Genomic DNA, 24,567 nt, shown 5'->3' with positions numbered 1-24,567 from the left:
TGCTATCCCCTTACGCCTTCACAGCTGGTTTAACAATCAGGTCGCTGCCGGTTGCACCCGGGACAGCACCTTTGACCAGCAGCAGGTTGCGCTCAGCGTCAACACGTACTACTTCCAGGCTCTGAACGGTTACGCGCTCATTACCCAGCTGACCAGCCATTTTCTTGCCTTTGAACACTTTGCCCGGAGTCTGGTTCTGACCGATAGAACCCGGAACGCGGTGAGACAAGGAGTTACCGTGTGTAGCGTCCTGGGTACGGAAGTTCCAGCGCTTAACGGTACCTGCGAAACCTTTACCTTTAGAGGTACCGGTAACGTCTACTTTTTTAACGTCAGCGAAAATTTCAACACTGATGCTCTGGCCAACAGAGTATTCTTCACCTTCGGTGCGGAATTCCCACAGACCACGGCCAGCTTCAACGCCAGCTTTAGCAAAATGACCTGCTTCCGGCTTACCAACACGGTTTGCTTTTTTCGCACCGGTGGTAACCTGGATCGCCTGGTAACCATCGTTTTCCAGACCTTTGACCTGGGTAACGCGGTTTGCTTCAACTTCGATTACGGTTACTGGGATTGAAACGCCTTCTTCAGTGAAGATGCGCGTCATGCCCACTTTTTTACCGACTAAACCAATCATTGTATCAACCTCTCAATCGCTCGATGACCTGATTAACCCAGGCTGATCTGCACGTCAACACCGGCAGCCAGATCCAGACGCATCAGAGCATCAACGGTTTTTTCAGTTGGCTCAACGATGTCTACCAGACGCTTGTGAGTGCGGATTTCGTACTGATCACGCGCATCTTTGTTAACGTGCGGAGAGATCAGAACGGTGAAGCGCTCTTTGCGAGTCGGCAGCGGGATCGGACCACGTACCTGCGCACCAGTGCGCTTGGCAGTCTCGACGATTTCCGCGGTTGATTGATCGATCAGGCGATGATCAAACGCTTTAAGACGGATACGGATTCTTTGGTTCGACATGAGACCAAGGCTCCAAACATTTTATAAACGAAAAAAATTACTACCCGCACCCATTACGATTGATGGGGGAGTGTAATCGTTCAGCATATAACTCCCCAATCGGGAGTATTGTCAGGCGATACACTAATCGCTATCGCCTGCGATTCTGCTCGAATCGCGCCACACCAATATCGGCAGGCCCGCGCATTATACGTAAATCTGTTCAGGAAGCAACCCATGCTGCGTTTTTAACCGCAAAAGCGCGCACCAGTAAAAAAGCCCGCACGGGGCGGGCTGCAATCAACAGGTGGAACGGCACGGCAAACGCTACTTATCGCCCTCTTCTTTCAGTTGGGCCTGCAGATAGTTTTGCAGACCCAATTTCTGAATCAGGTCGAGCTCAGTTTCCAGCCAGTCGATATGGTGCTCTTCATCCGCCAGAATCTCGATCATCATGTCGCGGCTGACGTAATCATGAACTTTATCGGCGTACGCAATCGCTTCGCGTAAGTCTTTCGCCCCTTCCAGTTCGAGCGTCAGATCCGATTGCAGCATTTCCGGCACGTCTTCACCGATGCGCAGCCGGCCGAGATCCTGCAGATTAGGAATGCCTTCGAGAAACAAAATGCGTTCGATGTACTTGTCCGCATGTTTCATTTCATCAATGGATTCATGGTATTCGACATCGTTGAGGCGTATCAGGCCCCAGTTTTTGAACATGCGCGCATGTAGAAAGTACTGATTGATTGCAACCAGTTCATTTCCCAGCAATTTATTGAGGTGAGTAATGATTTTGCCGTCGCCCTTCATTTTGCTTCCTCCGCTTGCAGATAAATAGAGCGTAGATGCGGATAAAAAGAAGTCAAAAAAACGCGACAGTTTTTGGGGTTATTCAGGCGAAGCGGATGCGTAGTTACGCTATCTCTTTGTAAAGCGGCACGTTTTGCATTTCATCATCCATAATCTCGCGCGCCACGCGAATACACTTGCCGCACTGCTTGCCGATAGGCACCAGCTGGCGCAGTTGCTGAATCGATTTGGGTTGATAACGGCGGACAACTTCACGCAGGGTTCGGTCGCTTACGGCATTACACAGACAGACGTACATTTACAGCCCACTCCAGTACAATTTCTGATCAAAGTGTAAATGAGAATGGTTTTTATTTCAACGTAACTTTTGTGTGGGATTAGGCGTGCCGGTCAATGCAAAGCAAAAAAAAAGAGCACCGAAGTGCTCTTTTTCATGCTGCGGTGGCAACCGGAGTTACCACCGTTATTAACGCAATTAAGCGAGAACTTCAGCAACAACGCCCGCGCCAACGGTACGGCCGCCTTCGCGGATTGCGAAACGCAGACCCTGGTCCATCGCGATTGGGTGGATCAGCTCAACGGTCATTTTGATGTTGTCGCCTGGCATTACCATCTCAACGCCTTCTGGCAGTTCGATGTTGCCGGTCACATCAGTAGTACGGAAGTAGAACTGTGGACGGTAGCCTTTGAAGAACGGAGTATGACGGCCGCCTTCGTCTTTAGACAGTACGTACACTTCTGATACAAACTTGGTGTGTGGCTTGATGGTGCCTGGCTTAGCCAGAACCTGACCACGCTGGATCTCTTCACGCTTGATACCGCGCAGCAGAACACCACAGTTCTCGCCTGCCTGACCCTGGTCCAGCAGTTTGCGGAACATTTCAACACCGGTACAGGTAGATTTAGCAGTCGCTTTGATACCTACGATTTCTACTTCGTCGCCCACTTTCACGATGCCGCGCTCAACACGACCGGTAACAACGGTACCACGGCCAGAGATTGAGAATACGTCTTCGATTGGCAGCAGGAACGGCAGATCGATAGCACGTACTGGATCTGGAATGTAAGTATCCAGGTGACCAGCCAGCTCAACGACTTTCGCTTCCCACTCAGCGTCGCCTTCCAGCGCTTTCAGCGCAGAACCGCGTACGATTGGGGTATCGTCGCCTGGGAAGTCGTACTGAGACAGCAGATCGCGAACTTCCATCTCAACCAGTTCCAGCAGCTCTTCGTCATCAACCATGTCGCACTTGTTCAGGAACACGATGATGTAAGGAACGCCAACCTGACGGCCCAGCAGGATGTGCTCACGGGTCTGAGGCATTGGGCCATCAGTCGCAGCAACAACCAGGATCGCGCCGTCCATCTGCGCAGCACCGGTGATCATGTTTTTCACATAGTCGGCGTGGCCTGGGCAGTCAACGTGTGCGTAGTGACGGGTCGGGGTTTCATATTCAACGTGAGAGGTGTTGATGGTGATACCACGAGCCTTCTCTTCTGGCGCGTTATCGATCTGATCGAATGCACGCGCCTGACCGCCGTAGGTTTTAGCCAGAACGGTGGTGATGGCTGCAGTCAGGGTGGTTTTACCGTGGTCAACGTGACCGATGGTGCCCACGTTTACGTGCAGTTTGTTACGTTGAAATTGCTCTTTCGCCATGGCGATAATCCTTACGTTATGCCTTCATCAGTGATGAAGGCATCAGTTCACAATTTTTAAACCGTAGCCTTATTTGCTACGAGCTTCAATAACGGCCTGAGCGACGTTGTTCGGCGCATCATCGTACTTCAGGAACTCCATGGAGTAAGAAGCACGGCCTTTGGTCAGAGAACGCAACTGAGTCGCGTATCCGAACATTTCAGACAGCGGAACTTCAGCGTGAATCTGAACGCCAGTCGCGTTAGATTCCTGACCTTTCAGCATACCACGACGGCGGCTCAGGTCACCGATAACGTCACCGGTGTTCTCTTCTGGGGTTTCTACTTCAACCTTCATGATTGGCTCAAGCAGAACCGGCTGTGCTTTCTTAAAGCCATCTTTGAAGGCGATAGAAGCGGCCAGTTTAAACGCCAGCTCAGAGGAGTCAACGTCATGGTAAGAACCGAAGTGCAGACGCACGCCCAGATCAACTACCGGGTAACCGGCCAGTGGACCAGACTTCAGCTGCTCCTGGATACCTTTATCAACCGCAGGGATGTATTCACCAGGAATCACACCACCTTTGATATCGTTGACAAATTCGTAGCCTTTCGGATTCGAACCCGGCTCCAGTGGGTACATGTCGATAACAACATGACCGTACTGACCACGACCACCAGACTGCTTGGCGTGTTTACCTTCGATATCGGTAACTTTAGAGCGAATCGCTTCGCGGTAAGCAACCTGAGGTTTACCGACGTTCGCTTCAACGTTGAATTCACGCTTCATGCGGTCAACGATGATGTCGAGGTGCAGCTCACCCATACCAGCGATGATGGTCTGGTTAGACTCTTCGTCAGTCCATACGCGGAATGACGGGTCTTCTTTCGCCAGACGACCCAGAGCCAGACCCATTTTTTCCTGGTCAGCTTTGGTTTTCGGCTCAACGGCGATAGAAATTACCGGCTCAGGGAATTCCATACGCTCCAGAATGATCGGGTTAGATGGATCACACAGGGTATCACCGGTGATCACGTCTTTCAGACCGATTGCTGCAGCGATGTCGCCTGCGCGAACTTCGCTGATCTCTTCACGTTTGTTGGCGTGCATCTGAACGATACGACCGAAACGCTCACGTGCAGATTTCACGGAGTTCAGTACGGTATCGCCCGAGTTAACCACACCCGAGTAAACGCGGAAGAAGGTCAGGTTACCTACGAACGGGTCGTTGGCAATTTTGAACGCCAGCGCAGAGAACGGCTCGTCGTCAGTTGCGTGACGCTCAGCCGGGGTATCTTTACCGTCGTCCAGGATACCGTTGATCGCCGGAACGTCAGTTGGTGCTGGCAGATATTCAACGACTGCATCCAGCATCGCCTGAACACCTTTGTTCTTAAATGCAGAACCACAGGTCACGAGAATGATCTCGTTGTTCAGTACGCGCTTACGCAGAGCAGATTTGATCTCTTCTTCAGACAGTTCTTCACCGCTAAAGAATTTCTCCATCAGCTCTTCAGAAGCTTCAGCAGCTGCTTCAATCAGCTTGCCACGCCACTCTTCAGCCAGTTCCTGCAACTCAGCACGGATATCTTCGTAAACGAAGGTAGTACCCTGATCGGCGTCGTTCCAGTTGATCTCTTTCATCTTGATCAGGTCAACAACACCGGTGAAGTTCTCTTCTGCGCCGATAGCCAGCTGCAATGGAACCGGAGTCGCGCCCAGACGTGATTCGATCTGACCAACAACTTTCAGGAAGTTCGCACCCATACGGTCCATTTTGTTAACGAACGCGATACGTGGAACTTTATATTTGTTTGCCTGACGCCATACGGTTTCAGACTGCGGCTGCACGCCACCTACTGCACAGTAAACCATTACTGCGCCGTCGAGCACACGCATAGAACGTTCTACTTCGATGGTGAAGTCAACGTGTCCCGGGGTGTCGATGATGTTGATGCGGTGCGGCTCAAACTGCTTCGCCATACCTGACCAGAACGCAGTGGTCGCTGCAGAGGTGATGGTAATACCACGCTCCTGCTCCTGCGCCATCCAGTCCATGGTTGCAGCGCCATCGTGCACTTCACCGATTTTGTGGTTAACACCGGTGTAGAACAGGATACGCTCGGTGGTAGTGGTTTTACCGGCGTCAATGTGTGCGCTGATACCGATGTTACGGTAGCGCGCAATGGGTGTTGTACGAGCCATTTGATTCCTCTGATTCTCGGACGTTCAATGTAAGTCGACCCCAGCGGGTTGGCTGAATGAGCGCCCGCTGGTTTAACAACAACTACGTGGCGATTACCAGCGGTAGTGTGCGAACGCCTTGTTGGCTTCAGCCATACGGTGAACGTCTTCACGTTTCTTCACTGCAGTACCTTTGTTTTCTGCAGCGTCAGAAAGTTCGTTCGCCAGGCGGAGAGCCATCGATTTATCACCGCGTTTACGAGCAGCTTCTACGATCCAACGCATTGCCAGGGCATTACGACGAACCGGACGGACTTCAACTGGAACCTGGTAGGTTGAACCACCAACGCGACGTGACTTAACTTCGACAGTCGGACGTACGTTTTCGAGTGCAACTTCGAAAGCTTCCAGACCATCTTTACCAGCACGTTGAGCCAGGGTATCAAGTGCGGTATAGACGATTGATTCAGCAGTAGATTTTTTACCATCTACCATCAGGATATTTACAAATTTAGCCAGCAGCTCTGATCCGAACTTAGGATCCGGCAGAATTTTACGCTGACCAATGACGCGACGACGTGGCATGGAAATACTCCGTTGTTAATTCAGGATTGTCCAAAACTCTACGAGTTTATTTTGACATTAAAGTTAAAACGTTTGGCCTTACTTAACGGAGAACCATTAAGCCTTTGGCTTCTTCACGCCGTACTTGGAGCGAGCCTGCTTACGGTCTTTAACACCTGAGCAGTCCAGCGCGCCACGAACGGTGTGGTAACGCACACCTGGCAGGTCTTTTACACGACCGCCACGGATCAGGATCACGGAGTGCTCCTGCAGGTTATGACCTTCACCGCCGATGTAGGAGGTGACTTCAAAACCGTTAGTCAAACGCACACGGCAGACTTTACGCAGTGCGGAGTTTGGTTTTTTCGGGGTAGTGGTGTAAACACGAGTACAAACACCACGTTTTTGCGGGCAAGCTTCCAGCGCCGGCACGTTGCTTTTAGCAACCTGACGAACGCGTGGTTTGCGAACCAGCTGGTTAACTGTTGCCATTAAATAGCTCCTGGATTTAGCTTTTGCTTCGTAAACACGTAATAAATCGCCTCGTATTACTACGAGGAGGCAGAATTTTAGGGCTGTGCCCATAGGGTGTCAAGAAATAACCAGGTTTTACCCTTCACCAGGCCACTTGTTGTGGATGCTTCGTCGTCAGCGTAACGAAACCAGTATAGTTCAGACGCGACACATTGGTCGAAATTTGCGCAGTCAGCCCGCGCGCCATCACGTCTTCTTCTAATACCCACAGCGTGGCGGGCGATGCCAGCAGCTGCTGCAGCTTCTCACTGCCTGCCAGCGCGGCCGTCACACCATCCTGTAACAGCAGCACGTCATCGCCCTCCTGCAACAGCAGCAGCAGGCTATCGAAATCGCATTGCCAGGGAGAGTGCAGCAGGGTGTAGAGCATGGTCAGTTCTCAGAAACGGAGGATACGGTCATAAGTTGCCAGCGTCTGACGCAGCGCGGCAGGTTCCAGCAGCTGCGCATCCAGCACGCGCGCTGCCGTGAGGCTCAGGCCACGTGCCAGCAGTGACGCCTGACAGATATAGCAGCGATCGATGTCGTATAGCGCCAGCACGCCAAAGGTCGCAATATAGTCACGCGCCAGAATCTGCGCCGGCTGCTGATCGCGGTTGAGCTGCAGCACGCCGTCGCCAATAAAGAACAGGCCGATATCCTCGCTCAGCGCGCCGGTCGCCAGCACGGCATCCAGCCCTTCCCGGCCAGCACTGCTGCCGTGCGGAGCCTGCGTAAAAAGAAACGCCACGCGGTTCATCAGAACTGCACCAGGCGGTCGCAGCTCAGCGCGGCTTCCGCCAGCGCGCCCAAGCCGCTAAGGGTAAATCCGGGCTGCAGATTGCTGCCCGCCAGCTGCAGGCGCGCTGCCTCCTGCGCATCGGTCACGCCGCGCCGCAACGCGGCTGCCACACAGATATTCAGCGCCGCGCCACTGTCGTCGCGCAGCTGCTGCCAGGCGCGCACCATGTCCACTTCATCGCTGGCCGGCGCGCTGAGCTGGTTAGCATTCAGCACGCCTTCGCGGTAAAAGAACACGCTTTCCAGCTGATGTCCCTGTGCCAGCAGCGCACGGGCAAACAGCAGCGCGCTACTGGCGTGCTGTGTGCCGTAAGCCGGCCCGGTCACCAGCAGCGTGTAGCGCATTAGCGATCCTGCCCCTGCAGATCGCCACTCTTAAACTGGCGGATATACAGATACACGGTGTGCTTAGAAATATTGAGGCGATCGGCCACCTGGTTAATGGCGTCCTTGATATCGAAAATGCCCTTCTCGTACAGATTGAGGACGATCTGGCGATTCTTGGCGTTATTCGACACGTTGCGGTCGGCGCTCACCTCTTCAATAGTGAACTCCAGCGTCTGGGTGACCAGATCCTCTACCGAGCTGGCAAAGTTGACGTTGGAATCCACCTGCTGCGTCTCCGGCGGCATGAAAGTCGACATAATCTGCGAAAACGGTACGTCCAGGTTCATATTGATGCACAGCAGGCCAATCACCCGCTGCTGCCGGTTACGAATCGCAATGGTTACCGACTTCATCAGCACGCCACTTTTGGCTCGCGTGAAGTAGGCGCGCGACACATTGCTCTCCGCGCCGTGCATATCATGCAGCATGCGCAGCGCCAGATCGGTAATCGGGGAACCCACTTTGCGGCCGGTATGTTCGCCGTTGGCGATACGCACGGCGGAGCATTTAAGATCTTCCAGAGAGTGCAGCACGATTTCGCAGTGCGAGCCAATCAGCATCGCCAGACCGTCGACCACCGCTTCGTAGGATTTAAGAATATCGTAGTCTGCTTGTTCGAACGGACGCTGCTCCAGTAAATCGAAGTCAGTCAGTTCGCCGGGATTGAATGGATTAGACATCGAAGACATTACCCTAAATGGCTGGAGCCTGTCTCGACAGCATTGGGGCAGACTCATCTTATGATCATTGTGCAGGCGCTAGTCTGGCAAATGTCGCCGTTTTTAGCCAGAGCTTTACTCATCGCGCCGCAAATTCAGGATGAGCGAAAACAAAACCGCCGCCCGAAGGCGGCGGTGCAAGTCAGCTTACTGTGCTTTCTTGTCAGCAGCGGCCGGAGCCTGCGCTTTCTCATCGGCTTTCGGCGCCGGCTTGATGTCGAGCAGCTCAACATCGAACACCAGCGTTGAGTTGGCCGGAATACCTGGTACGCCGTTTTTGCCGTAAGCCAGGTTCGGTGGGATCACCAGCTTGATCTTACCGCCTTTCTTCACGTGCTTCAGACCTTCGGTCCAGCCCGGGATTACGCCGTCCAGACGGAACGACAGCGGCTCGCCGCGCGTGTAAGAGTTGTCGAACTCGGTGCCGTCAATCAGCGTACCTTTGTAGTTAACCACTACGGTATCGCTGTCTTTCGGGGTCTCACCGCTGCCCTCTTTCTCTACCTGATACAGCAGGCCAGATTCGGTTTTCTTCACGCCCTTCTCTTTGGCGAACTTGTCCGCGTAAGCAGTGCCTTTGTCGGCATTCTCTTTCGCGTCTTTTTCCATCTTCGCCTGAGCGGCCCCTTTCACGCGGCCTTCAAACGCCTGCAGCGTCTGCTCGATCTCTTCGTCAGACAGCTTGCTCTTGCCGCCAAACGCATCCTGAACACCGGCAATCAGCTGGTCTTTGTCCAGTTTGATACCCAGTTTCTCCTGCTCCTTCAGAGAGTTGTCCATGTAGCGCCCCAGGGAGGCGCCCAGCGCATAGGCTGACTGCTGGTCTTCGTTTTTGAAGGCAGCATTTTTCGGCGCCTGTGGCGCAGCCTGCGCTGCGTCAGCCGGTGCCGCAGTGGTTTCTGCTGCCATTGCCAGCGGTGCATTCAGCGCGACGGCCATGGTGGTAGCTAACAATGTGACTTTAAACAGTGATTTCATCCTTTCTCCAAAACCGAAGCTTCAAAACCTCGGGAATCATTGCGGACAGTGGCCCACACTATAACTTTACGTGGCAGTGGCGAACACTCCCACAGTGTAATTACCCGGTCAACCTCCGACCTTTTTTGCTTCAGGAAGTTTCATCAGAGATATAGGCGCAACGCGGGAATTCAATGCATACGCCAGACCGAAGGTGAAATATCAGGTGATTCTGACACGAAAGACCGTAGAATCACGCCCGACAAGATCAACGCGCAGCACCGTGACAGGAGGAGTGATGATGCAACAACCAGAATGGGATCAACGCCTTGAGGCGCTGGAGAGCAAGCTGGCTTTCCAGGAACATACCATTGAGCAGCTCAATCAGACGGTGGTTCAGCACGAGCTGGAAATGAGTAAACTGCGTGAGCAGGTGCGTCTGCTGGTGGATAAAGTGAAGGCCGCCGCCCCGTCCATGGTCGCTTCGCAAGCGGAAGAGACCCCGCCGCCGCACTATTAATGTCGCGCGCTTTGCTGCCCAATAAAAAGGCCACCCGCAGGTGGCCTTTTTACGCTTAGTGGTTGCAGCCGCAACCACCGTGGCCGCCGCAGCCGCCATGACCGTGCTCATGATCGTGACCATGGTCGTGGTCGTGGTCATGATGATGGCCGTCAGCGCCATGAACGTGGCCGTGAGCGATCTCTTCTTCCGTGGCTTCACGGATAGCAACCACTTCCACATTGAAGTTCAGGTTCTGACCCGCCAGCATGTGGTTACCATCAACCACCACGTGCTCATCTTCCACTTCGGTGATCTCGACCGGCACCGGGCCCTGGTCGGTTTCTGCCAGGAAGCGCATGCCAACCTGCAGCTCGTCAACGCCCATGAACACGTCTTTCGGTACACGCTGCACCAGGTTGTCATCGTACTGGCCGTACGCGTCGTTTGCCGGGATATGCACGTCAAACTTGTCGCCGACCGCGTGATTTTCCAGCGCTTTTTCCAGACCAGAAATCAGGGAACCATGACCGTGCAGATAATCCAACGGCGCACTCACCGGTGACTCGTCAACCAACACACCGTCTTCGGTACGAACCTGATACGCCAGGCTCACCACCAGGTCTTTTGCTACTTTCATGATATCTCCTAACCGTTGAGAACAAAGAATCCCGTCTCATTGGTCTATTCTCGCGTGCAATAACCAACCAGAAAGGTTCAGTACTGAGGATGCCAACAGTGCTGTTGGACCATACTGCTCAGCGTTAATGGCGCCGATTGTAGCGGAATTCAATACCGCTGTAAGGCTAAGCTTAAAAAAAGCTGCGCCATCGCGCTACTCCGGATGAAAAATGCCAATCACTTGCTCAGTGCTGCGAACCTGATCGCGCGCCTGCTTGTCCGCCTCACGCATCTGGTGGCCGCACTTCACGCACTCCACCACATCGACATTGTTTTCACGCCACATCGCCAGCGTGTCTTTCTCCTGACAGTGCGGACAAACCGCACCGGCAATAAAACGTTTACGCATAGTCTTTCCTGCCCGTCATCAGAACGGATACGTTAAGTGTAGCCTTACTCATCATCCCAGCCGTCAAACTGCCGTTTTTCATGCTGCATTTCACGCTGGAAAATGTCCTCCAGCTCGCGTCGCGCCTCACGCACGCGTGAAACCTGCACGCTGTCGTCGTGGCTCGGCACCAGCTCACGCAGCATGCGCATATCCAGCCGGCGGAAGTGCTGCTGCGCGCGCTGCGCCTGATGCGGATGCATGCCCAGCGATATCAGCGCTTTGCGGCCTAACTCCAGCGCGCTGGAGAAGGTTTCACGCGAGAACAGCGTGACGCCCGCCTGCAGCAGCTCATGCGCCTCGACACGACCGCGCGCCCGCGCCAGGATCTCCAGCTGCGGGAAGTGCTGCTGGCACAAGTGCACGATGGTCATCGAATCTTCCGGATCGTTACAGGTGATGACGATCGACTGCGCATTCTCCGCCCCGGCGGCACGCAGCAGCTCGAGCTCAGTGGCATCGCCATAGTAAACCTTGTAGCCATATTTGCGCATCAGGCTGACCGCCGAGATATCGCGCTCCAGCACGGTGATGCGCTTGTTGTTGGCCATCAGCAAACGCCCGACCACCTGACCAAAACGGCCAAAGCCCACCACAATCACCTGGGGCTGATCGTCCTCGACAAACGGCTTTTCGCCGTCCTCTTCCGGTTCGTTGAAGCGGCGCGCCAGAATCTTATCCACGCCCTGCATCAGCAGCGGCGTGGTCATCATCGACAGCGTCACCGTGACCAGCAGCAGCGGCAGTTGATCGCCACTGAACAGTTTTGCCGACGACGCCGCCGAAAACAGCACGAAGGCGAATTCACCGCCCTGACTCAGCACGCCGGCAAACTGCAGACGCTCCGAACTGCGCAGACCATAAATGCGCGCCAGCACGTAGAGCACCAGCGTTTTCACCGCCACCAGCAGCACCACGCCAATCAGAATTTCGAGAATGTGGGTATAAAGCACGCCGAGGTTGAGCGCCATGCCCACCGAAATAAAGAACAGCCCGAGCAGCAACCCTTTAAACGGCTCAATGGCGACTTCCAGTTCGTGGCGATACTCACTCTCTGCCAGCAGAATACCGGCGATGAACGTCCCCAGCGCCATCGACAGGCCCAGCGCATCCATAAACAGCGCCGAACCGAGCACCAGCAGCAGCGAGGCGGCGGTAAACACTTCCCGCACGCCGGACGCGGCGATGAAACGGAAAATCGGCCGCAGCAGATAGCGTCCGCCCACCAGCATACCGGCGAATGCCAGCACCTTCATGCCCACCTTGAGCCAGTCGACGTGGCCACTGTCGCTGCCGGCCAGTAGCGGCACCAGCGCCAGCGCCGGAATCACCGCCAGGTCCTGGAACAGCAGCACCGAGAAGCCCAGCTGGCCCGCTTCGCTGCGGTTCATGCCTTTGTCGCGCATCAGCTGCAGCGCCATGGCGGTCGAGGACATCGCCAGGCCGATACCGCCAATCACCGCGGCCTGCCAGCTGAAGTCGGTCAGCCACAGCAGCACGCCGAGGATCGCTGCCGAAACCAGCACCTGCGCGGCACCGACGCCAAAAATAGAGCGCCGCAGCGCCCACAGCTTGGCCGGGTTCAGCTCCAGCCCGATGATAAACATCAGGAACACCACGCCAAGCTCCGAGAAGTGCAGAATCTCGTCCACATCGCTGATGAAGCCCAGCCCCCACGGGCCGATGGCGATACCGGCCAGCAGATAGCCCAGCACCGCACCAATGCCGAGCCGGGCGGCAATCGGCACCACCAGCACCGCCGCCACCAGATAAATCACGCCGGCGGTGAGTAACGTTTCGCCTTGCATCACACTCCTCCGTTCGGCAGCGGTGACGCCAGCCAGTCGCCATAGGCGCGCGCAAAATTGCGCAGCACCTCGGGTGTCTGACGACGCGCCCAGTAAATCACCATCGGCGTCAGCCAGTGCATGCGACACATCTGCGCCGTCAGCTCAAACGGTCGCATAATGTCGCTCATCGGGTAGCGATTGAGGCCGCTGTGGTGATACGCCGTCTCCGGCTCACCGGTCGTGACCACGCTGCGCCAGTATTTACCTTCCAGCGCATTACCGTCCTGGCCGCTGGCAAAACCGCGCGACAGCACGCGATCCAGCCACTCTTTCAGCAGTGCCGGACAGCTATAGGTATAAAGTGGATGCTGAAACACCACGATTTGATGGTCGCGCAGCAGTTGCTGCTCGTAATGAATATCAATAAAGAAATCCGGATAGTGGGCGTATAAATCGTGCACCGTGACGTGGTCCAGTTCCATAGCCGACTGCAGCAAAACCCGATTAGCAATCGAATCCTGTGATTCCGGATGGGCGTAAAGCAGCAATATTTTGGGCGGCTGCGACATCGTTCCCCTCCAAAGCGTCGTCACCGCGGCGGAATTCCGCTACCATGCTCGACGCAACAAACATTATCGAATTATGTTGCCGATAAATTAACATATTCTGACGATACGGCGCTTATGATTGTCTTTTCCGCATTACAAATCCGTCGCGGCACTAATGTGCTGCTGGATAACGCAACGGCCACCATTAACCCGGGGCAAAAAGTCGGCCTGGTGGGTAAAAACGGCTGCGGTAAATCCACGCTGCTGTCACTGCTGAAGGGTGAAATCAGCAGCGATGCCGGCAACGTCACCTTTCCCGGCAACTGGGCGCTGGCGTGGGTGAATCAGGAAACCCCGGCGCTGAGTAAAGCCGCGCTGGAATATGTTATCGACGGCGACCGCGAATATCGTCAGCTCGAATCCGAATTAGCGGCAGCTAATGCGCGCGACGATGGCAACGCCATTGCGCTGCTGCACGGCAAGCTGGACGCTATTCAGGCGTGGAGCATACACGCACGCGCCGCCAGTCTGCTGCACGGATTGGGCTTCAGCCAGGAACAATTAATGCGGCCGGTGAGCGATTTCTCCGGCGGCTGGCGTATGCGTCTCAACCTTGCTCAGGCACTGGTATGCCGTTCCGACCTGCTGCTGCTCGATGAACCGACCAACCACCTCGATCTCGACGCGGTGATCTGGCTGGAGCGCTGGCTGAAGAGCTATACCGGCACGCTGATCCTGATCTCGCACGACCGCGACTTCCTCGACCCGGTGGTGGACAAAATCATCCATATCGAACAGCAGACGATGTTCGAATACACCGGCAACTACAGCTCGTTCGAGCGTCAGCGCGTAGCCAAACTGGCGCAGCAGCAGGCGCTGTATCAGAGCCAGCAGGAAAAAGTCACGCACCTGCAAAAGTACATCGATCGCTTCCGCGCGCAGGCCACCAAAGCCAAACAGGCGCAGAGCCGCATCAAGATGCTGGAGCGTATGGAGCTGATTGCCCCGGCGCACGTCGATAACCCGTTCAGCTTCAGCTTCCGCGCGCCAGAAAGCCTGCCTAACCCGATCCTGAAAATGGAGCAGGTTTCGGCGGGTTACGGTGAGCGGGTGATTCTGGATGCCATCAAACTCAACCTGGTGCCGGGTTCGCGCATCGGCCTGCTGGGGCGTAACGGCGCCGGTAAATCCACGCTGATCAAACTGCTGGCGGGCGAGCTGGAGCCGCTGGCGGGCAAAGTGGGTCTGGCGAAAGGGATCAAGCTGGGTTACTTCGCGCAGCATCAGCTTGAGTATCTGCGCGCCGATGAGTCGCCGCTGCAGCATCTGGCGCGCATCGCCCCGAAAACGCTGGAGCAGCAGCTGCGTGACTACCTGGGCGGCTTTGGTTTCCAGGGCGATAAAGTCAGCGAAGCCACCGAGCGTTTCTCCGGCGGCGAGAAAGCGCGACTGGTGCTGGCGCTGATCGTCTGGCAGCGGCCGAATCTGCTGCTGCTCGACGAACCGACCAACCACCTCGATTTGGATATGCGCCAGGCGCTGACCGAAGCGCTGATCGACTTTGAAGGCGCACTGGTGGTGGTGTCGCACGATCGTCATCTTCTGCGTTCAACCACCGACGATCTTTACCTGGTGCACGACCGCAAAGTGGATGTATTCGAGGGCGATCTGGATGATTATCAGCAGTGGCTGAGCGACCTGCAGAAGCAGGAAACGCAGCAGGATGCCGCGCCAAAGCAGGACAACGCCAACAGCGCGCAGTCCCGCAAAGATCAGAAGCGCCGCGACGCCGAGCTGCGCGCGCAGACGCAGCCGCTGCGCAAAGAGATCGAAAAGCTGGAGAAGCAGATGGCCAAATGGCAGACGCAGCTCAGCGAAGCCGAAGCACAGCTGGCCGACAGCGCCATTTACGAGCAAAACCGTAAGGCCGATTTAACCGCCGCCCTGCAGCGCCAGGCGGAGAGCAAATCGGCGCTGGAAGAGGTCGAAATGGCGTGGCTGGAGGCGCAGGAGCAGCTGGAGCAGATGCTCGCGGGGTAAAGGTGCGCGATGAGGTCATAGAGGGTGCGCGATGATGCCCTCACTCTGACCCTCTCCCACAGGAGAGGGAACAAACCTTAATCCGCCTTACCTGCTACGCACGGTCGGCCCCCTCTCCCGCTGGCGGGAGAGGGTTGGGGTGAGGGCAATCCACGCTCCGAAATCACACCGGCACATCCCCTAACACCGTCGCGCGATGCATCACGCGCCGCGCCGGATAATAATCCGCGTTGGCATAATGCTGCGTCACGCGGTTATCCCAGATTGCCACGTCATTCGGCTGCCAGCGCCAGCGCACCTGAAACTCCGGCTTGGTGGCGTGCGCAAACAGATAGCCCAGCAGCGCCTCGCTCTCCTTCTCGCTTACGCCCAGCAGCCTGGTGGTAAAACCTTCATTAACAAACAGCGCCTTGCGTCCGCTCACCGGATGGGTGCGGATCACCGGATGCTGCACCGGCGGATGCTTCGCCACGGCCTGCTGCCAGCGCTGATGCTCCTCTTCCGTCTTACGGTACTTATACTCCTGGAACGATTTCTTAAAGTCGTGCTCCGCCTGCAGGCCACTCAGCAGCTGTTTGAACGGCTCTGACAGCGCCTCGTAAGCGGCAATCCCGCTGGTCCACAGCGTATCGCCACCGCTCTCCGGCAGCAGCTTTGAGGCCAGAATGGCGATCGCCGGCGGCGTCTGAATAAAGGTGACGTCGGTATGCCAGTTATCGTTGTCCGGCGGATTATCCTGATGCGTATCCAGCACGATAATCTCTTCCACGCCTTCAGCATGCGGATAAACCGGATGAATGTGCAGATCGCCGAAGCGGATCGCCAGCGCGCGCTGCTGCTCCGGCGTAATGCGCTGATCGCGCAGAAACAGCACCTGGTGACGCAACAGACCGTGATAAAGCTGCTCAAACTGCGCGTCACTCAGCGGATGGCTGAGATCGACATCGCTGACCTGCGCCCCGATATACGGACCCAGCGCGGTAAAGTTCACTCGTTCGTTCATTGCTGTTCTCCATTCCAGGGCGTCAGTCGGCGCTGTAGCGCACGTAAACCCAGTTCTAAACTAAAGGCAATCAGGGCGATCACCGCGATGCCCGCCAGCACCACATCGGTGGCGAGAAACTCCCCAGCCGACTGCACCATAAAGCCCAGTCCGCGCGTCGCGGCAATCAGTTCGGCCGCCACCAGCGTGGACCAGCCCACACCAAGACCGATGCGCAGACCGGTGAGAATCTCCGGCAACGCTCCGGGCAGAATGACAAAACGCAGCAGCTGCCCGCGCGTCGCCCCCAGCGCCTGAGCGGCACGGATCCGCACCTGCTGCGTATTCTTCACGCCGGCCAGGGTGGATAAAGTCACCGGCGCGAAAATTGCCAGATAAATCAGTAAAATCTTTGAGGTTTCGCCAATGCCAAACCAAATCACCATCAGCGGCAAATAGGCCAGCGGCGGCACCGGTCGATAGAGTTCAATCAGCGGATCGAGCAGCCCGCGCACCGCCGGACTAAGCCCCATGGCAATGCCCACCGGAATGCCGATCAGTGCGGCAAAGAACAGCGCCACCAGCATGCGCGTCAGGCTGGCACCAAGGTGCTGCCATAGCGTGGCATCCATAAAGCCCTGCGGACCAGCAATAACCAGCAGCTTATGCAGCACCTGCTGCGGCGGCGGCAGAAACAAGGGCGCAATCAGCCCCAGCGCGGTCACGCCCCACCACAGCAGCAGCAGCACGGCCACGCTCAGCAGGCTCAGCGACAGCTGGCGGGAAAACGGCCAGCGCAGGCGACGAACGCGGGACGTCCGGCGCTTGTCATCAATAACGGCACTCATACAAACGCCTCCCGCTGCGCGAACACCTGATTCAGGACATACTCACGTCGTTCGATAAATGCCGGATCGGATTTGATGCTGCGGCACGGCTCGCCTGCGGCGAAGCGCTGACCAAAGTCGAGCTTCAGGCGTTCCACTACGCGACCCGGACCCGGCGACAGCAGCACCAGTTCGCTGGCGAGAAAGACTGCTTCTTCGATGTCATGGGTGATTAGCAGAATCTGCTTGCCGGTATCGCGCCATAACGTCAGCAGCAGCGTCTGCATCTGCTCGCGCGTGAAGGCATCCAGCGCACCGAACGGCTCATCTAACAGCAGCAGCTGCGGATCAGCGGCCAGCGCACGGGCAATCCCCACGCGCTGACGCTGACCCCCAGAGAGCTGCCAGATAAAACGCTTTTCTGCGCCCTCGAGCCCGACCTTACGGATCAGACGGCGGGCGATCGCGTGCCGTTCAGCTTTTGCCATGCCCGCCAGCTGCAGGCCAAACGCCACGTTATCGATGACATTACGCCACGGCAGTAGCCCTTCGTTCTGAAAGACCACGCCGCGCTCTGCGCCCGGTCCGCGTACCGGCTTGCCATCCAGCGTGATACTGCCGGACTCCAGTGGCAGAAAGCCGGCGATCAAGTTCAGCAGCGTGGTTTTGCCACAGCCGGACGGCCCCAGCACCACCAGCAATTCGCGGCTGGCCAGCTGCAGATTGATATCCTGCAGCGCCGGTTGCCCGGCGTAACGTGCGTTGAGATGGGTGATGCTGAGCATAAGGCCTCCGTTATTTGGCTAAGGGGGCAACAAAGCGCGTGGTGACAAAGCTGCTGTAGTCACTGGCGGCATCCGGCACTTTGCCCTGCTCTTTCAGAAACTGTGCGGTATCGACAATCGCCTTGTTGACCGGTTTGCCCAGCTGTTCCACCTGCTGCTGCGCCGTCAGGTAGGTATTGCCTTTCACCAGCCCGAGGACGTCACTTTCCGGCACGCCGCTCAGGCGCGACAGCTTGCTGAGATTATCCGGCTGCTGCAGCCACTGTTCCGGGTTGGCGATATAAGCCTGCTGCGCGGCAATCGCGCTGCGGGCGAAAGCGGTGACCACTTCAGGATGCTGCCGGGCAAAATCCTTGCGCACCACCCAGACGTCGAGCGTCGGTGAGCCCCACTGCCCGACCTGCGACGAGTCGGTCAGCACCTTGCCGTCTTTCTCCAGTTCATTGACGGCGGGTGCCCAGACGTAAGCGCCGTCGATATCACCGCGCTGCCAGGCAGCAATGATCGCCGGCGGCTGCAGATTAACCAGTTGCACCTGGGTCGGTTTGATGCCCCAGTGTTTCAGCGCGGCCAGCAGGCTGTAATGGGTGGTAGAGATGAAGGGAACGGCAATGCGTTTGCCGATCAAATCTTTGGGCGAGCTGATGCCTTTTTTCACCACCAGCGCTTCAGAATTGCCCAGCTGTGAAGCCAGCAGGAAAGCTTCAATCGGCAGCTGCTGCGTGGCGGCCACCGCCAGCGGGCTGGAACCAATGTTGCCAATTTGCACATCGCCCGAGGCTAACGCACGCAGGACGCTGGCGCCGCTGTCGAATTTGCGCCAGTCAACCGTGGCACCGCTCTCTTTGGCAAAGGTATTGTCAGCCTGCGCCACTTTGGCCGGTTCCGCCGACGTCTGATAAGCCACGGTCACATTGACCGCCTGCGCCTGAAAGGTCATCAGCGCTAACGCGGCTGCTACCGCGCTTATTGTTTTGGTTACTGCCATCATCATGCACCCCAATGTTGAGTCGTGACGGCAGTGTCGCCAGCAGCAATGATTTCATAAAGGAATTAAAAATTATCCCTAATAAAAATCGGTTCTTAGATCAACATCGGGTAACGCTATGCAAAAAGTGCAAATACAAAACCGCTGGTGCGGAACAAATATGTCAGGCGCTCACATGCCGACTGTGGTATTGATCTCGTCTTGATTTTTTCCCCCTTTTACAGCGGTACTGGCCTCCATGTCGATTGAGAAAGTTGCGCGCCTCGCGGGCGTGTCGAAAGCCACGGTTTCACGGGTGTTAAACCAGCATCCTGGCGTCCGGCCAGATACGCGTAAACGGGTGCTGGCCGCAATTAATGTGTGCGAATACCAGCCTAACCTGCTGGCGCGCCAGCTGCGTACCGCGCAAAGCAACATGTTGCTGGTGCTCATTTCCGATATCACCAATCCGTTCTGTTCACGGGTGGTGCAGGGCATTGAGGCGGAGGCCGAAGCGCACGGTTATCACATCCTGTTATGTAATTCCGCCTCACAGCTGCGGCGCGAAACCGCCTATCTGGCGCTGCTGGCCGGCAAAGTGGTAGATGGGGTGATCACCATGGACGCCGCGGCCTGTCTGCAGGGACTGAAAGAGTTGATTGGTGATGCGCCGTGGGTGCAGTGTGCGGAGTACGATCCCTCGGTGAACGCCTCCAGCGTCACCATCGATAACCGTCAGGCGGCCTATGACACGGTGCATTATCTGGCCGGCAAAGGGCGTCAGCGCATTGCGCTGGTCAACTGTGATATGCGCTATCTCTATTCGCACCAGCGCGAAAGCGGCTATCGCGACGCCATCACGCAGCTGGGGCTTGACTGGCACGGCGTCGCTTACGCCAGCGACATCTCCTGCGAAGCGGGCAGCGCGGCGCTGCGCGAACTGCTAACGCAGCCAGAGCGGCCGGATGCGGTGTTTGCGGTATCAGACGTGCTGGCGGTTGGTGTGATTCACGCTGCTCTGGAGGCTGGACTGCGCGTGCCGGAGGATCTGGCGGTAGTCGGCTTTGACGGCATTCCGTTCACCAGCAGCATCAACCCGCCGCTGACCACCATTGCCCAGCCGATGAACCAGATGGGTGCCCGCAGCGTGCAGCTGCTGCTGGCGCGCATCCGTCAGCGCCAGGCGGCAGTGGTGCATGAAGTGCTGCCGTGGACGCGCATTGAGCGCGCCTCCAGCTGACTCAGTGCCAGATCAACAGCACGCAGGCTGCGGTCAGCGCACCCATGGCGAGGTTGAAGATTTTCCACGCGCGCGGGCTGCGCAGCAGGCGGCCAATCAGCGAGCCGAAACCCATCCAGATCACGCCGGAAACCACGTTCACCAGCGCCATGCCGATGCTGATCGCCACCACGGAATGCAGATAGGCGCTGCCGGCAAGGCTAAAGCTGGCGACCGCACCCAGCGCCATCAGCCACGCTTTCGGGTTGATCAGTTGCAGTAACCCGCCCTGCCAGAAAGGCATCTGCTTCACGCTGGCATCGTCGGTCTCCAGCGTTTCGTATTCGGCGGTGGCAATTTTCCACGCCAGCCACAGCAGGTAGAGGCTACCGGCCACTTTCAGTACCAGATGCAGTGAGGGATAGAGCAGAATCAGGCTGCCGATGCCAAACGCCACCATCAGCAACATCACCTGCATGCCAATCATGATACCAATCAGCAGTGGAAAGGTGCGCAGGAAGCCAAAATTAGCACCTGAGGCGGTAAGTAACATATTATTGGGCCCTGGCGTGATGGCCGCGACCCAGAGAAAGCCCAGCATTGATAAAAAAAGACTCAGTTCCATGTATATTCGGGTGCTCCTCACCCAGAAAAGCGAACAACCCATCGAAGCTATCAGCGAGTTATGCATCAGACAAGTACTATCCCAGGCTATTTTGATCGCCCGAGCGGCGAGCGCTTTACCCCGCTGCGCGGCTTCGGCAATGCGCATCTGCAAACGCTGCTGCCGCGCCTGCTGCGCCGGCGCGTCACGCTGCGCCCGCACTGGCAGCGCCTCGATCTGCCAGACGGCGACTTCGTCGATCTGGCGTGGAGCGAAGATCCGGCACAGGCACGTCACAAGCCGCGCATGGTGCTGTTCCACGGGCTGGAAGGCAGTTTCCGCAGCCCGTATGCCCATGGGCTGATGCAGGCGTGTCAGGCGCGCGGCTGGCTGGCGGTGATCATGCACTTCCGCGGCTGCAGCGGCGAGCCTAACCGTCTGCAGCGCATCTATCACTCCGGTGAAACTGAAGATGCGACCTATTTTCTGCACTGGCTGCAGCGCGAATGGGGCACGGTGCCGACTGCGGCGGTCGGCGTTTCGCTCGGCGGCAATATGCTGGCCTGTCTGCTGGGGCTGCAGGGCACGTCGGCCCCGCTGGATGCCGCGGTCGCCATCTCCGCGCCGCTGGCGCTTGAGCCATGCAGCCAGAAGCTGGACGTGGGCTTTTCACGCTTTTATCAGCACTACCTGCTGACCCAGCTGAAGAAAAACGCCACGCGCAAACTGCGCGCCTGGCCAGGCACGCTGCCGGTCGATCTGACGCAGCTGCGCGCCTTCCGCCGGCTGCGTGAGTTTGATGATGCGATTACCGCCCGCGCCCACGGTTTTATTGATGCGCGCGACTATTATCAGCGCGCCAGCGCCATGCCATTGCTGACCGGCGTGCGCAAGCCGCTGCTGATCATCCATGCTAAAGACGATCCCTTCATGACCGATGCGGTGATCCCGCAGCCGCAGCAGTTGTCTGCCACAATTGAGTATCAGCTGACGCAGCAAGGTGGTCACGTCGGCTTCGTGGGCGGCAGCCTGCTGCGACCCAAAATGTGGCTGGAGCAGCGCGTGCCGGACTGGCTCTCAACTTATCTGGATATGTAATTGTGATTATTCCCTGGCAAGAACTCGACCCGACAACGCTGGAAAACCTGATAGAAAGTTTTGTGCTGCGTGAAGGCACCGATTATGGCGAGCAGGAGCGCAGCCTGACGCAGAAAGTGGCCGACGTGCGCCGCCAGCTCGAGCAGGGCGAAGTGGTACTGGTGTGGTCAGAATTGCATGAATCGGTCAATATTATGCCGCGGCGGGAATTTCGCGGCTGATGCGTCAGGCGGCAATTCGTGGTAACAATGCTCATCGCCGGACTTCACAGGGAGCGCTGTTATGTCAGCCAGGCATCCAGTCATAGCCGTTACCGGTTCCAGCGGCGCCGGAACCACCACCACCAGTCTCGCCTTCCGTAAAATTTTCCAGCAGCTGGATCTGCACGCAGCGGAAGTAGAAGGCGACAGTTTCCATCGCTATACCCGTCCGGAAATGGACATGGCGATTCGTAAGGCGCGCGACCTCGGGCGTCACATCAGCTACTTTGGCCCGGAAGCCAACGACTTCGGCCTGCTGGAGCAGACTTTCCGCGACTATGGCCAGAGCGGACTCGGCCAGTCGCGCAAATATCTGCACACCTACGATGAAGCGGTGCCGTGGAATCAGGTGCCGGGCACCTTTACACCCTGGCAGCAGCTGCCGGAAAACACCGATGTGCTGTTCTATGAAGGCCTGCACGGCGGCGTGGTGACGCAGCAGCATAACGTGGCTGAACATGTCGATCTGCTGGTTGGGGTAGTACCGATTGTCAATCTGGAGTGGATTCAGAAACTGGTGCGCGACACCAGCGAGCGCGGCCATTCGCGCGAAGCGGTGATGGATTCGGTGGTGCGTTCGATGGAAGACTACATCAACTACATCACGCCGCAGTTTTCCCGCACGCACCTCAACTTCCAGCGCGTGCCGACCGTGGATACCTCGAACCCGTTTGCCGCGCGTGAAATCCCGTCGCTGGATGAGAGCTTTGTGGTGATCCATTTTCGCGGCCTGGAGGGCATCGCTTTTCCTTATTTACTGGCGATGATCCAGGGCTCGTTTATTTCCCACATGAATACGCTGGTGGTGCCGGGCGGCAAGATGGGACTGGCGATGGAGTTGATCATGACGCCGCTGGTGCAGCGGTTGATTGAAGGAAAACGTATTGAATAGCGCAGGCTAACGCGCCAGTTTCGCCGGGAGGAACTGAGATCGGGAGCGCAGCGCCGCGCTCCCGGCTGGATTACAGCTCCACCACTTCGTAGCTGTGCGTTATCTCGACGCCCTTGCCCAACATGATCGCCACCGAGCAGTACTTCTCCGCGGACAGATCCACCGCGCGCGCCACCGCTTTATCGCTCAGCGCTTTGCCGCTGACAATAAAATGCAGATTGATATGCGTAAAAATGCGTGGCGCTTCTTCGCGGCGTTCCGAGGTCAGTTTGACTTCACAATCGGCGACATCGTTGCGCCCCTTTTGCAGAATCGACACCACGTCAATCGCGCTGCAGCCGCCCGCAGCCATCAACACCATCTCCATCGGGCTGGGCGCTTTATCACCGGAATTGCCGTCCATTAATACCTGATGACCGGATGAGGATTCTCCGAGAAAGGTCAGCCCTTCCACCCATTTCACTCGTGCCTGCATTATTCTTTCTCCTGAAGCGGCGGTTTTGCCGCCAGAGTACGCTTTCACCTGACAAACAGCAATGCAGACGCATCCCCCACCTGCTGAAGCGAGACAACAGGAGACAGGTTGCAAAAGCTATGCTACAAACAGTGCTGAAAATATTTTCGTCACGAAAGACGAAAGCGGGACGAATCAAAAGCATCGCTTACGAATCCACCCCCGAATAACTGTCCCTCACGGGAAACGCTGGACGATTTCACCGCCTGACAGGGAAAACTGCCCCCTGTATTTTGGGCACGATTACAACAGAGGATAATAGCGAATGGTTCTCGGCAAACCGCAAACAGACCCTACACTCGAATGGTTCCTGTCCCATTGCCATATTCACAAATATCCATCCAAAAGCACCCTCATCCATCAGGGTGAGAAAGCGGAAACGCTGTACTACATCGTGAAAGGTTCCGTCGCGGTACTGATTAAAGATGAAGAAGGCAAAGAGATGATACTCTCCTACCTCAATCAGGGGGATTTCATCGGTGAGCTCGGCCTGTTTGAAGAGGGCCAGGAGCGTAGCGCCTGGGTACGTGCGAAAACCGCCTGCGAAGTGGCTGAAATTTCCTACAAAAAATTCCGTCAGCTGATTCAGGTCAATCCGGATATTTTAATGCGCCTGTCGGCGCAGATGGCGCGTCGCCTGCAGGTTACATCTGAAAAAGTCGGCAACCTTGCCTTCCTCGATGTGACCGGCCGTATCGCGCAGACGCTGCTCAACCTGGCGAAACAGCCTGACGCCATGACCCACCCGGACGGCATGCAGATTAAAATCACCCGTCAGGAGATTGGTCAGATCGTGGGCTGCTCACGCGAAACCGTGGGTCGTATCCTGAAAATGCTGGAAGATCAGAACCTGATCTCCGCACACGGCAAAACCATCGTCGTTTACGGCACCCGCTGATTTCTTCTCACCCACGGCGTGATGGCAACATCGCGCCGTTT

General features: G+C 56.7%; 30 protein-coding genes. 7 read left to right on the top strand and 23 right to left on the bottom strand.

Translation table 11 applies throughout. The features are described 5' to 3' along the window. Nucleotides 1–10: 10 nt before the first annotated feature. The 13 genes from rplC to fkpA form a co-directional block, all read right to left on the bottom strand. On the bottom strand, nucleotides 11–637 hold the full coding sequence (rplC, locus tag AC6I7J_RS01620; RefSeq protein ID WP_021508214.1) for a 50S ribosomal protein L3: 627 nt from the start codon (nucleotides 635–637) through the stop codon (nucleotides 11–13). 32 nt (nucleotides 638–669) lie between these two features. Beyond that, a complete protein-coding gene (gene rpsJ / locus AC6I7J_RS01615) occupies nucleotides 670–981 on the bottom strand; it encodes a 30S ribosomal protein S10 (protein WP_006120582.1) in 312 nt (103 codons plus the stop codon). Nucleotides 982–1,287: 306 nt separating this feature from the next. After that, a complete protein-coding gene (gene bfr / locus AC6I7J_RS01610) occupies nucleotides 1,288–1,770 on the bottom strand; it encodes a bacterioferritin (RefSeq protein ID WP_021508213.1) in 483 nt (160 codons plus the stop codon). 103 nt (nucleotides 1,771–1,873) lie between these two features. Then, the gene (bfd, locus tag AC6I7J_RS01605; RefSeq protein ID WP_021508212.1) at nucleotides 1,874–2,068 is read right to left on the bottom strand and encodes a bacterioferritin-associated ferredoxin; all 195 of its coding nucleotides are present in this window, start codon (nucleotides 2,066–2,068) and stop codon (nucleotides 1,874–1,876) included. A 177-nt stretch (nucleotides 2,069–2,245) separates the two neighbouring features. Continuing rightward, nucleotides 2,246–3,430, bottom strand: a complete 1,185-nt coding sequence (gene tuf / locus AC6I7J_RS01600; RefSeq protein WP_058770981.1) for an elongation factor Tu — start codon at nucleotides 3,428–3,430, stop codon at nucleotides 2,246–2,248. Nucleotides 3,431–3,499: 69 nt separating this feature from the next. Continuing rightward, nucleotides 3,500–5,614 carry an elongation factor G gene (fusA, locus tag AC6I7J_RS01595; protein WP_021507461.1) on the bottom strand — a complete coding sequence of 705 codons (2,115 nt, stop codon included), beginning with the start codon at nucleotides 5,612–5,614 and terminating at the stop codon, nucleotides 3,500–3,502. Nucleotides 5,615–5,707: 93 nt separating this feature from the next. Beyond that, the gene (gene rpsG / locus AC6I7J_RS01590; RefSeq protein ID WP_007886246.1) at nucleotides 5,708–6,178 is read right to left on the bottom strand and encodes a 30S ribosomal protein S7; all 471 of its coding nucleotides are present in this window, start codon (nucleotides 6,176–6,178) and stop codon (nucleotides 5,708–5,710) included. Nucleotides 6,179–6,274: 96 nt separating this feature from the next. Next, nucleotides 6,275–6,649, bottom strand: coding sequence for a 30S ribosomal protein S12 (rpsL, locus tag AC6I7J_RS01585; RefSeq protein WP_010616440.1), 375 nt, complete (start codon nucleotides 6,647–6,649; stop codon nucleotides 6,275–6,277). Nucleotides 6,650–6,773: 124 nt separating this feature from the next. Then, the gene (tusB, locus tag AC6I7J_RS01580; protein ID WP_058759912.1) at nucleotides 6,774–7,061 is read right to left on the bottom strand and encodes a sulfurtransferase complex subunit TusB; all 288 of its coding nucleotides are present in this window, start codon (nucleotides 7,059–7,061) and stop codon (nucleotides 6,774–6,776) included. 9 nt (nucleotides 7,062–7,070) lie between these two features. Then, nucleotides 7,071–7,430, bottom strand: a complete 360-nt coding sequence (gene tusC / locus AC6I7J_RS01575) for a sulfurtransferase complex subunit TusC (RefSeq protein ID WP_058770980.1) — start codon at nucleotides 7,428–7,430, stop codon at nucleotides 7,071–7,073. Then, the gene (gene tusD, locus AC6I7J_RS01570) at nucleotides 7,430–7,816 is read right to left on the bottom strand and encodes a sulfurtransferase complex subunit TusD (protein ID WP_021507458.1); all 387 of its coding nucleotides are present in this window, start codon (nucleotides 7,814–7,816) and stop codon (nucleotides 7,430–7,432) included. Before tusD ends, tusC begins: the two co-directional genes overlap by 1 nt. After that, the gene (locus AC6I7J_RS01565; RefSeq protein WP_021507457.1) at nucleotides 7,816–8,538 is read right to left on the bottom strand and encodes a helix-turn-helix transcriptional regulator; all 723 of its coding nucleotides are present in this window, start codon (nucleotides 8,536–8,538) and stop codon (nucleotides 7,816–7,818) included. The genes tusD and AC6I7J_RS01565 overlap by 1 nt, the downstream gene beginning before the upstream one ends. Nucleotides 8,539–8,724: 186 nt before the next feature. Beyond that, nucleotides 8,725–9,555, bottom strand: a complete 831-nt coding sequence (fkpA, locus tag AC6I7J_RS01560; RefSeq protein WP_021507456.1) for an FKBP-type peptidyl-prolyl cis-trans isomerase — start codon at nucleotides 9,553–9,555, stop codon at nucleotides 8,725–8,727. Nucleotides 9,556–9,835: 280 nt separating this feature from the next. Here fkpA and AC6I7J_RS01555 point away from each other — a divergent pair, with 280 nt between their 5' ends. Continuing rightward, nucleotides 9,836–10,054 (top strand): SlyX family protein, encoded by a 219-nt coding sequence (locus tag AC6I7J_RS01555; RefSeq protein ID WP_010616434.1) that lies wholly within the window; start codon nucleotides 9,836–9,838, stop codon nucleotides 10,052–10,054. A 55-nt stretch (nucleotides 10,055–10,109) separates the two neighbouring features. On the opposite strand, the gene slyD is transcribed toward AC6I7J_RS01555, so the two are convergent. From slyD to kefG, 4 genes are all read right to left on the bottom strand, one after another. After that, nucleotides 10,110–10,673 (bottom strand): peptidylprolyl isomerase, encoded by a 564-nt coding sequence (slyD, locus tag AC6I7J_RS01550; RefSeq protein ID WP_021507454.1) that lies wholly within the window; start codon nucleotides 10,671–10,673, stop codon nucleotides 10,110–10,112. A gap of 195 nt (nucleotides 10,674–10,868) precedes the next feature. Further along, a complete protein-coding gene (locus AC6I7J_RS01545) occupies nucleotides 10,869–11,063 on the bottom strand; it encodes a YheV family putative zinc ribbon protein (protein WP_021507453.1) in 195 nt (64 codons plus the stop codon). A gap of 44 nt (nucleotides 11,064–11,107) precedes the next feature. Next, nucleotides 11,108–12,910: a glutathione-regulated potassium-efflux system protein KefB gene (gene kefB / locus AC6I7J_RS01540; RefSeq protein WP_021507452.1), complete on the bottom strand. Its 1,803-nt coding sequence runs from the start codon at nucleotides 12,908–12,910 to the stop codon at nucleotides 11,108–11,110. Further along, nucleotides 12,910–13,461, bottom strand: a complete 552-nt coding sequence (gene kefG / locus AC6I7J_RS01535; RefSeq protein WP_021507451.1) for a glutathione-regulated potassium-efflux system ancillary protein KefG — start codon at nucleotides 13,459–13,461, stop codon at nucleotides 12,910–12,912. Before kefG ends, kefB begins: the two co-directional genes overlap by 1 nt. A 114-nt stretch (nucleotides 13,462–13,575) precedes the next feature. Between kefG and AC6I7J_RS01530 the strand changes: the two genes are divergently transcribed. After that, nucleotides 13,576–15,480, top strand: a complete 1,905-nt coding sequence (locus AC6I7J_RS01530; protein ID WP_021507450.1) for an ABC transporter ATP-binding protein — start codon at nucleotides 13,576–13,578, stop codon at nucleotides 15,478–15,480. 163 nt (nucleotides 15,481–15,643) lie between these two features. Here AC6I7J_RS01530 and tauD read toward each other — a convergent pair whose 3' ends face one another. From tauD to tauA, 4 genes are read right to left on the bottom strand one after another with little or no spacing between them, the layout of a single operon-like run. Then, a complete protein-coding gene (gene tauD / locus AC6I7J_RS01525; protein WP_125309844.1) occupies nucleotides 15,644–16,483 on the bottom strand; it encodes a taurine dioxygenase in 840 nt (279 codons plus the stop codon). Next, complete coding sequence (tauC, locus tag AC6I7J_RS01520) at nucleotides 16,480–17,310, bottom strand: taurine ABC transporter permease TauC (RefSeq protein WP_021507448.1); 831 nt, start codon at nucleotides 17,308–17,310, stop codon at nucleotides 16,480–16,482. Before tauC ends, tauD begins: the two co-directional genes overlap by 4 nt. Beyond that, nucleotides 17,307–18,074: a taurine ABC transporter ATP-binding subunit gene (tauB, locus tag AC6I7J_RS01515; RefSeq protein WP_021507447.1), complete on the bottom strand. Its 768-nt coding sequence runs from the start codon at nucleotides 18,072–18,074 to the stop codon at nucleotides 17,307–17,309. Before tauB ends, tauC begins: the two co-directional genes overlap by 4 nt. Before the next feature lie 10 nt (nucleotides 18,075–18,084). Then, nucleotides 18,085–19,065, bottom strand: a complete 981-nt coding sequence (gene tauA, locus AC6I7J_RS01510; protein ID WP_498007201.1) for a taurine ABC transporter substrate-binding protein — start codon at nucleotides 19,063–19,065, stop codon at nucleotides 18,085–18,087. Nucleotides 19,066–19,300: 235 nt separating this feature from the next. Between tauA and AC6I7J_RS01505 the strand changes: the two genes are divergently transcribed. Then, entirely contained in the window at nucleotides 19,301–20,281 is a 981-nt protein-coding gene (locus tag AC6I7J_RS01505) for a LacI family DNA-binding transcriptional regulator (protein WP_021507445.1), read from the top strand. Nucleotide 20,282: 1 nt separating this feature from the next. Here the strand turns inward: AC6I7J_RS01505 and AC6I7J_RS01500 are convergent, their stop codons facing one another. Further along, on the bottom strand, nucleotides 20,283–20,885 hold the full coding sequence (locus AC6I7J_RS01500; RefSeq protein ID WP_031279689.1) for a LysE family translocator: 603 nt from the start codon (nucleotides 20,883–20,885) through the stop codon (nucleotides 20,283–20,285). A 60-nt stretch (nucleotides 20,886–20,945) separates the two neighbouring features. Here AC6I7J_RS01500 and AC6I7J_RS01495 point away from each other — a divergent pair, with 60 nt between their 5' ends. The 3 genes from AC6I7J_RS01495 (at nucleotide 20,946) to AC6I7J_RS01485 (ending at nucleotide 23,114) form a co-directional block, all read left to right on the top strand. Beyond that, the gene (locus AC6I7J_RS01495; RefSeq protein WP_058759291.1) at nucleotides 20,946–21,962 is read left to right on the top strand and encodes a hydrolase; all 1,017 of its coding nucleotides are present in this window, start codon (nucleotides 20,946–20,948) and stop codon (nucleotides 21,960–21,962) included. A gap of 2 nt (nucleotides 21,963–21,964) precedes the next feature. Then, nucleotides 21,965–22,183 (top strand): YheU family protein, encoded by a 219-nt coding sequence (locus AC6I7J_RS01490; RefSeq protein ID WP_021507442.1) that lies wholly within the window; start codon nucleotides 21,965–21,967, stop codon nucleotides 22,181–22,183. A gap of 61 nt (nucleotides 22,184–22,244) precedes the next feature. After that, complete coding sequence (locus AC6I7J_RS01485; protein WP_498006603.1) at nucleotides 22,245–23,114, top strand: phosphoribulokinase; 870 nt, start codon at nucleotides 22,245–22,247, stop codon at nucleotides 23,112–23,114. Nucleotides 23,115–23,184: 70 nt separating this feature from the next. On the opposite strand, the gene AC6I7J_RS01480 is transcribed toward AC6I7J_RS01485, so the two are convergent. Beyond that, complete coding sequence (locus AC6I7J_RS01480) at nucleotides 23,185–23,589, bottom strand: OsmC family protein (RefSeq protein ID WP_021507440.1); 405 nt, start codon at nucleotides 23,587–23,589, stop codon at nucleotides 23,185–23,187. A 304-nt stretch (nucleotides 23,590–23,893) separates the two neighbouring features. Between AC6I7J_RS01480 and crp the strand changes: the two genes are divergently transcribed. Next, complete coding sequence (gene crp / locus AC6I7J_RS01475; RefSeq protein ID WP_000242755.1) at nucleotides 23,894–24,526, top strand: cAMP-activated global transcriptional regulator CRP; 633 nt, start codon at nucleotides 23,894–23,896, stop codon at nucleotides 24,524–24,526. Nucleotides 24,527–24,567: the final 41 nt, after the last annotated feature.

Source organism: Type-C symbiont of Plautia stali (genome assembly GCF_059730935.1).
Note: the sequence above shows the minus strand (reverse complement) of the source record. Positions and strands in the feature narration are given on the sequence as shown.

What these genes read in the sequence shown, in the direction of transcription:
- rplC (WP_021508214.1), bottom strand. Translation starts at nt 637, where the DNA reads ATGATTGGTTTAGTCGGTAAAAAAGTGGGCATGACGCGCATCTTCACT.
- rpsJ (WP_006120582.1), bottom strand. Translation starts at nt 981, where the DNA reads ATGTCGAACCAAAGAATCCGTATCCGTCTTAAAGCGTTTGATCATCGC.
- bfr (WP_021508213.1), bottom strand. Translation starts at nt 1,770, where the DNA reads ATGAAGGGCGACGGCAAAATCATTACTCACCTCAATAAATTGCTGGGA.
- bfd (WP_021508212.1), bottom strand. Translation starts at nt 2,068, where the DNA reads ATGTACGTCTGTCTGTGTAATGCCGTAAGCGACCGAACCCTGCGTGAA.
- tuf (WP_058770981.1), bottom strand. Translation starts at nt 3,430, where the DNA reads ATGGCGAAAGAGCAATTTCAACGTAACAAACTGCACGTAAACGTGGGC.
- fusA (WP_021507461.1), bottom strand. Translation starts at nt 5,614, where the DNA reads ATGGCTCGTACAACACCCATTGCGCGCTACCGTAACATCGGTATCAGC.
- rpsG (WP_007886246.1), bottom strand. Translation starts at nt 6,178, where the DNA reads ATGCCACGTCGTCGCGTCATTGGTCAGCGTAAAATTCTGCCGGATCCT.
- rpsL (WP_010616440.1), bottom strand. Translation starts at nt 6,649, where the DNA reads ATGGCAACAGTTAACCAGCTGGTTCGCAAACCACGCGTTCGTCAGGTT.
- tusB (WP_058759912.1), bottom strand. Translation starts at nt 7,061, where the DNA reads ATGCTCTACACCCTGCTGCACTCTCCCTGGCAATGCGATTTCGATAGC.
- tusC (WP_058770980.1), bottom strand. Translation starts at nt 7,430, where the DNA reads ATGAACCGCGTGGCGTTTCTTTTTACGCAGGCTCCGCACGGCAGCAGT.
- tusD (WP_021507458.1), bottom strand. Translation starts at nt 7,816, where the DNA reads ATGCGCTACACGCTGCTGGTGACCGGGCCGGCTTACGGCACACAGCAC.
- AC6I7J_RS01565 (WP_021507457.1), bottom strand. Translation starts at nt 8,538, where the DNA reads ATGTCTAATCCATTCAATCCCGGCGAACTGACTGACTTCGATTTACTG.
- fkpA (WP_021507456.1), bottom strand. Translation starts at nt 9,555, where the DNA reads ATGAAATCACTGTTTAAAGTCACATTGTTAGCTACCACCATGGCCGTC.
- AC6I7J_RS01555 (WP_010616434.1), top strand. Translation starts at nt 9,836, where the DNA reads ATGCAACAACCAGAATGGGATCAACGCCTTGAGGCGCTGGAGAGCAAG.
- slyD (WP_021507454.1), bottom strand. Translation starts at nt 10,673, where the DNA reads ATGAAAGTAGCAAAAGACCTGGTGGTGAGCCTGGCGTATCAGGTTCGT.
- AC6I7J_RS01545 (WP_021507453.1), bottom strand. Translation starts at nt 11,063, where the DNA reads ATGCGTAAACGTTTTATTGCCGGTGCGGTTTGTCCGCACTGTCAGGAG.
- kefB (WP_021507452.1), bottom strand. Translation starts at nt 12,910, where the DNA reads ATGCAAGGCGAAACGTTACTCACCGCCGGCGTGATTTATCTGGTGGCG.
- kefG (WP_021507451.1), bottom strand. Translation starts at nt 13,461, where the DNA reads ATGTCGCAGCCGCCCAAAATATTGCTGCTTTACGCCCATCCGGAATCA.
- AC6I7J_RS01530 (WP_021507450.1), top strand. Translation starts at nt 13,576, where the DNA reads ATGATTGTCTTTTCCGCATTACAAATCCGTCGCGGCACTAATGTGCTG.
- tauD (WP_125309844.1), bottom strand. Translation starts at nt 16,483, where the DNA reads ATGAACGAACGAGTGAACTTTACCGCGCTGGGTCCGTATATCGGGGCG.
- tauC (WP_021507448.1), bottom strand. Translation starts at nt 17,310, where the DNA reads ATGAGTGCCGTTATTGATGACAAGCGCCGGACGTCCCGCGTTCGTCGC.
- tauB (WP_021507447.1), bottom strand. Translation starts at nt 18,074, where the DNA reads ATGCTCAGCATCACCCATCTCAACGCACGTTACGCCGGGCAACCGGCG.
- tauA (WP_498007201.1), bottom strand. Translation starts at nt 19,065, where the DNA reads ATGATGGCAGTAACCAAAACAATAAGCGCGGTAGCAGCCGCGTTAGCG.
- AC6I7J_RS01505 (WP_021507445.1), top strand. Translation starts at nt 19,301, where the DNA reads ATGTCGATTGAGAAAGTTGCGCGCCTCGCGGGCGTGTCGAAAGCCACG.
- AC6I7J_RS01500 (WP_031279689.1), bottom strand. Translation starts at nt 20,885, where the DNA reads ATGGAACTGAGTCTTTTTTTATCAATGCTGGGCTTTCTCTGGGTCGCG.
- AC6I7J_RS01495 (WP_058759291.1), top strand. Translation starts at nt 20,946, where the DNA reads ATGCATCAGACAAGTACTATCCCAGGCTATTTTGATCGCCCGAGCGGC.
- AC6I7J_RS01485 (WP_498006603.1), top strand. Translation starts at nt 22,245, where the DNA reads ATGTCAGCCAGGCATCCAGTCATAGCCGTTACCGGTTCCAGCGGCGCC.
- AC6I7J_RS01480 (WP_021507440.1), bottom strand. Translation starts at nt 23,589, where the DNA reads ATGCAGGCACGAGTGAAATGGGTGGAAGGGCTGACCTTTCTCGGAGAA.
- crp (WP_000242755.1), top strand. Translation starts at nt 23,894, where the DNA reads ATGGTTCTCGGCAAACCGCAAACAGACCCTACACTCGAATGGTTCCTG.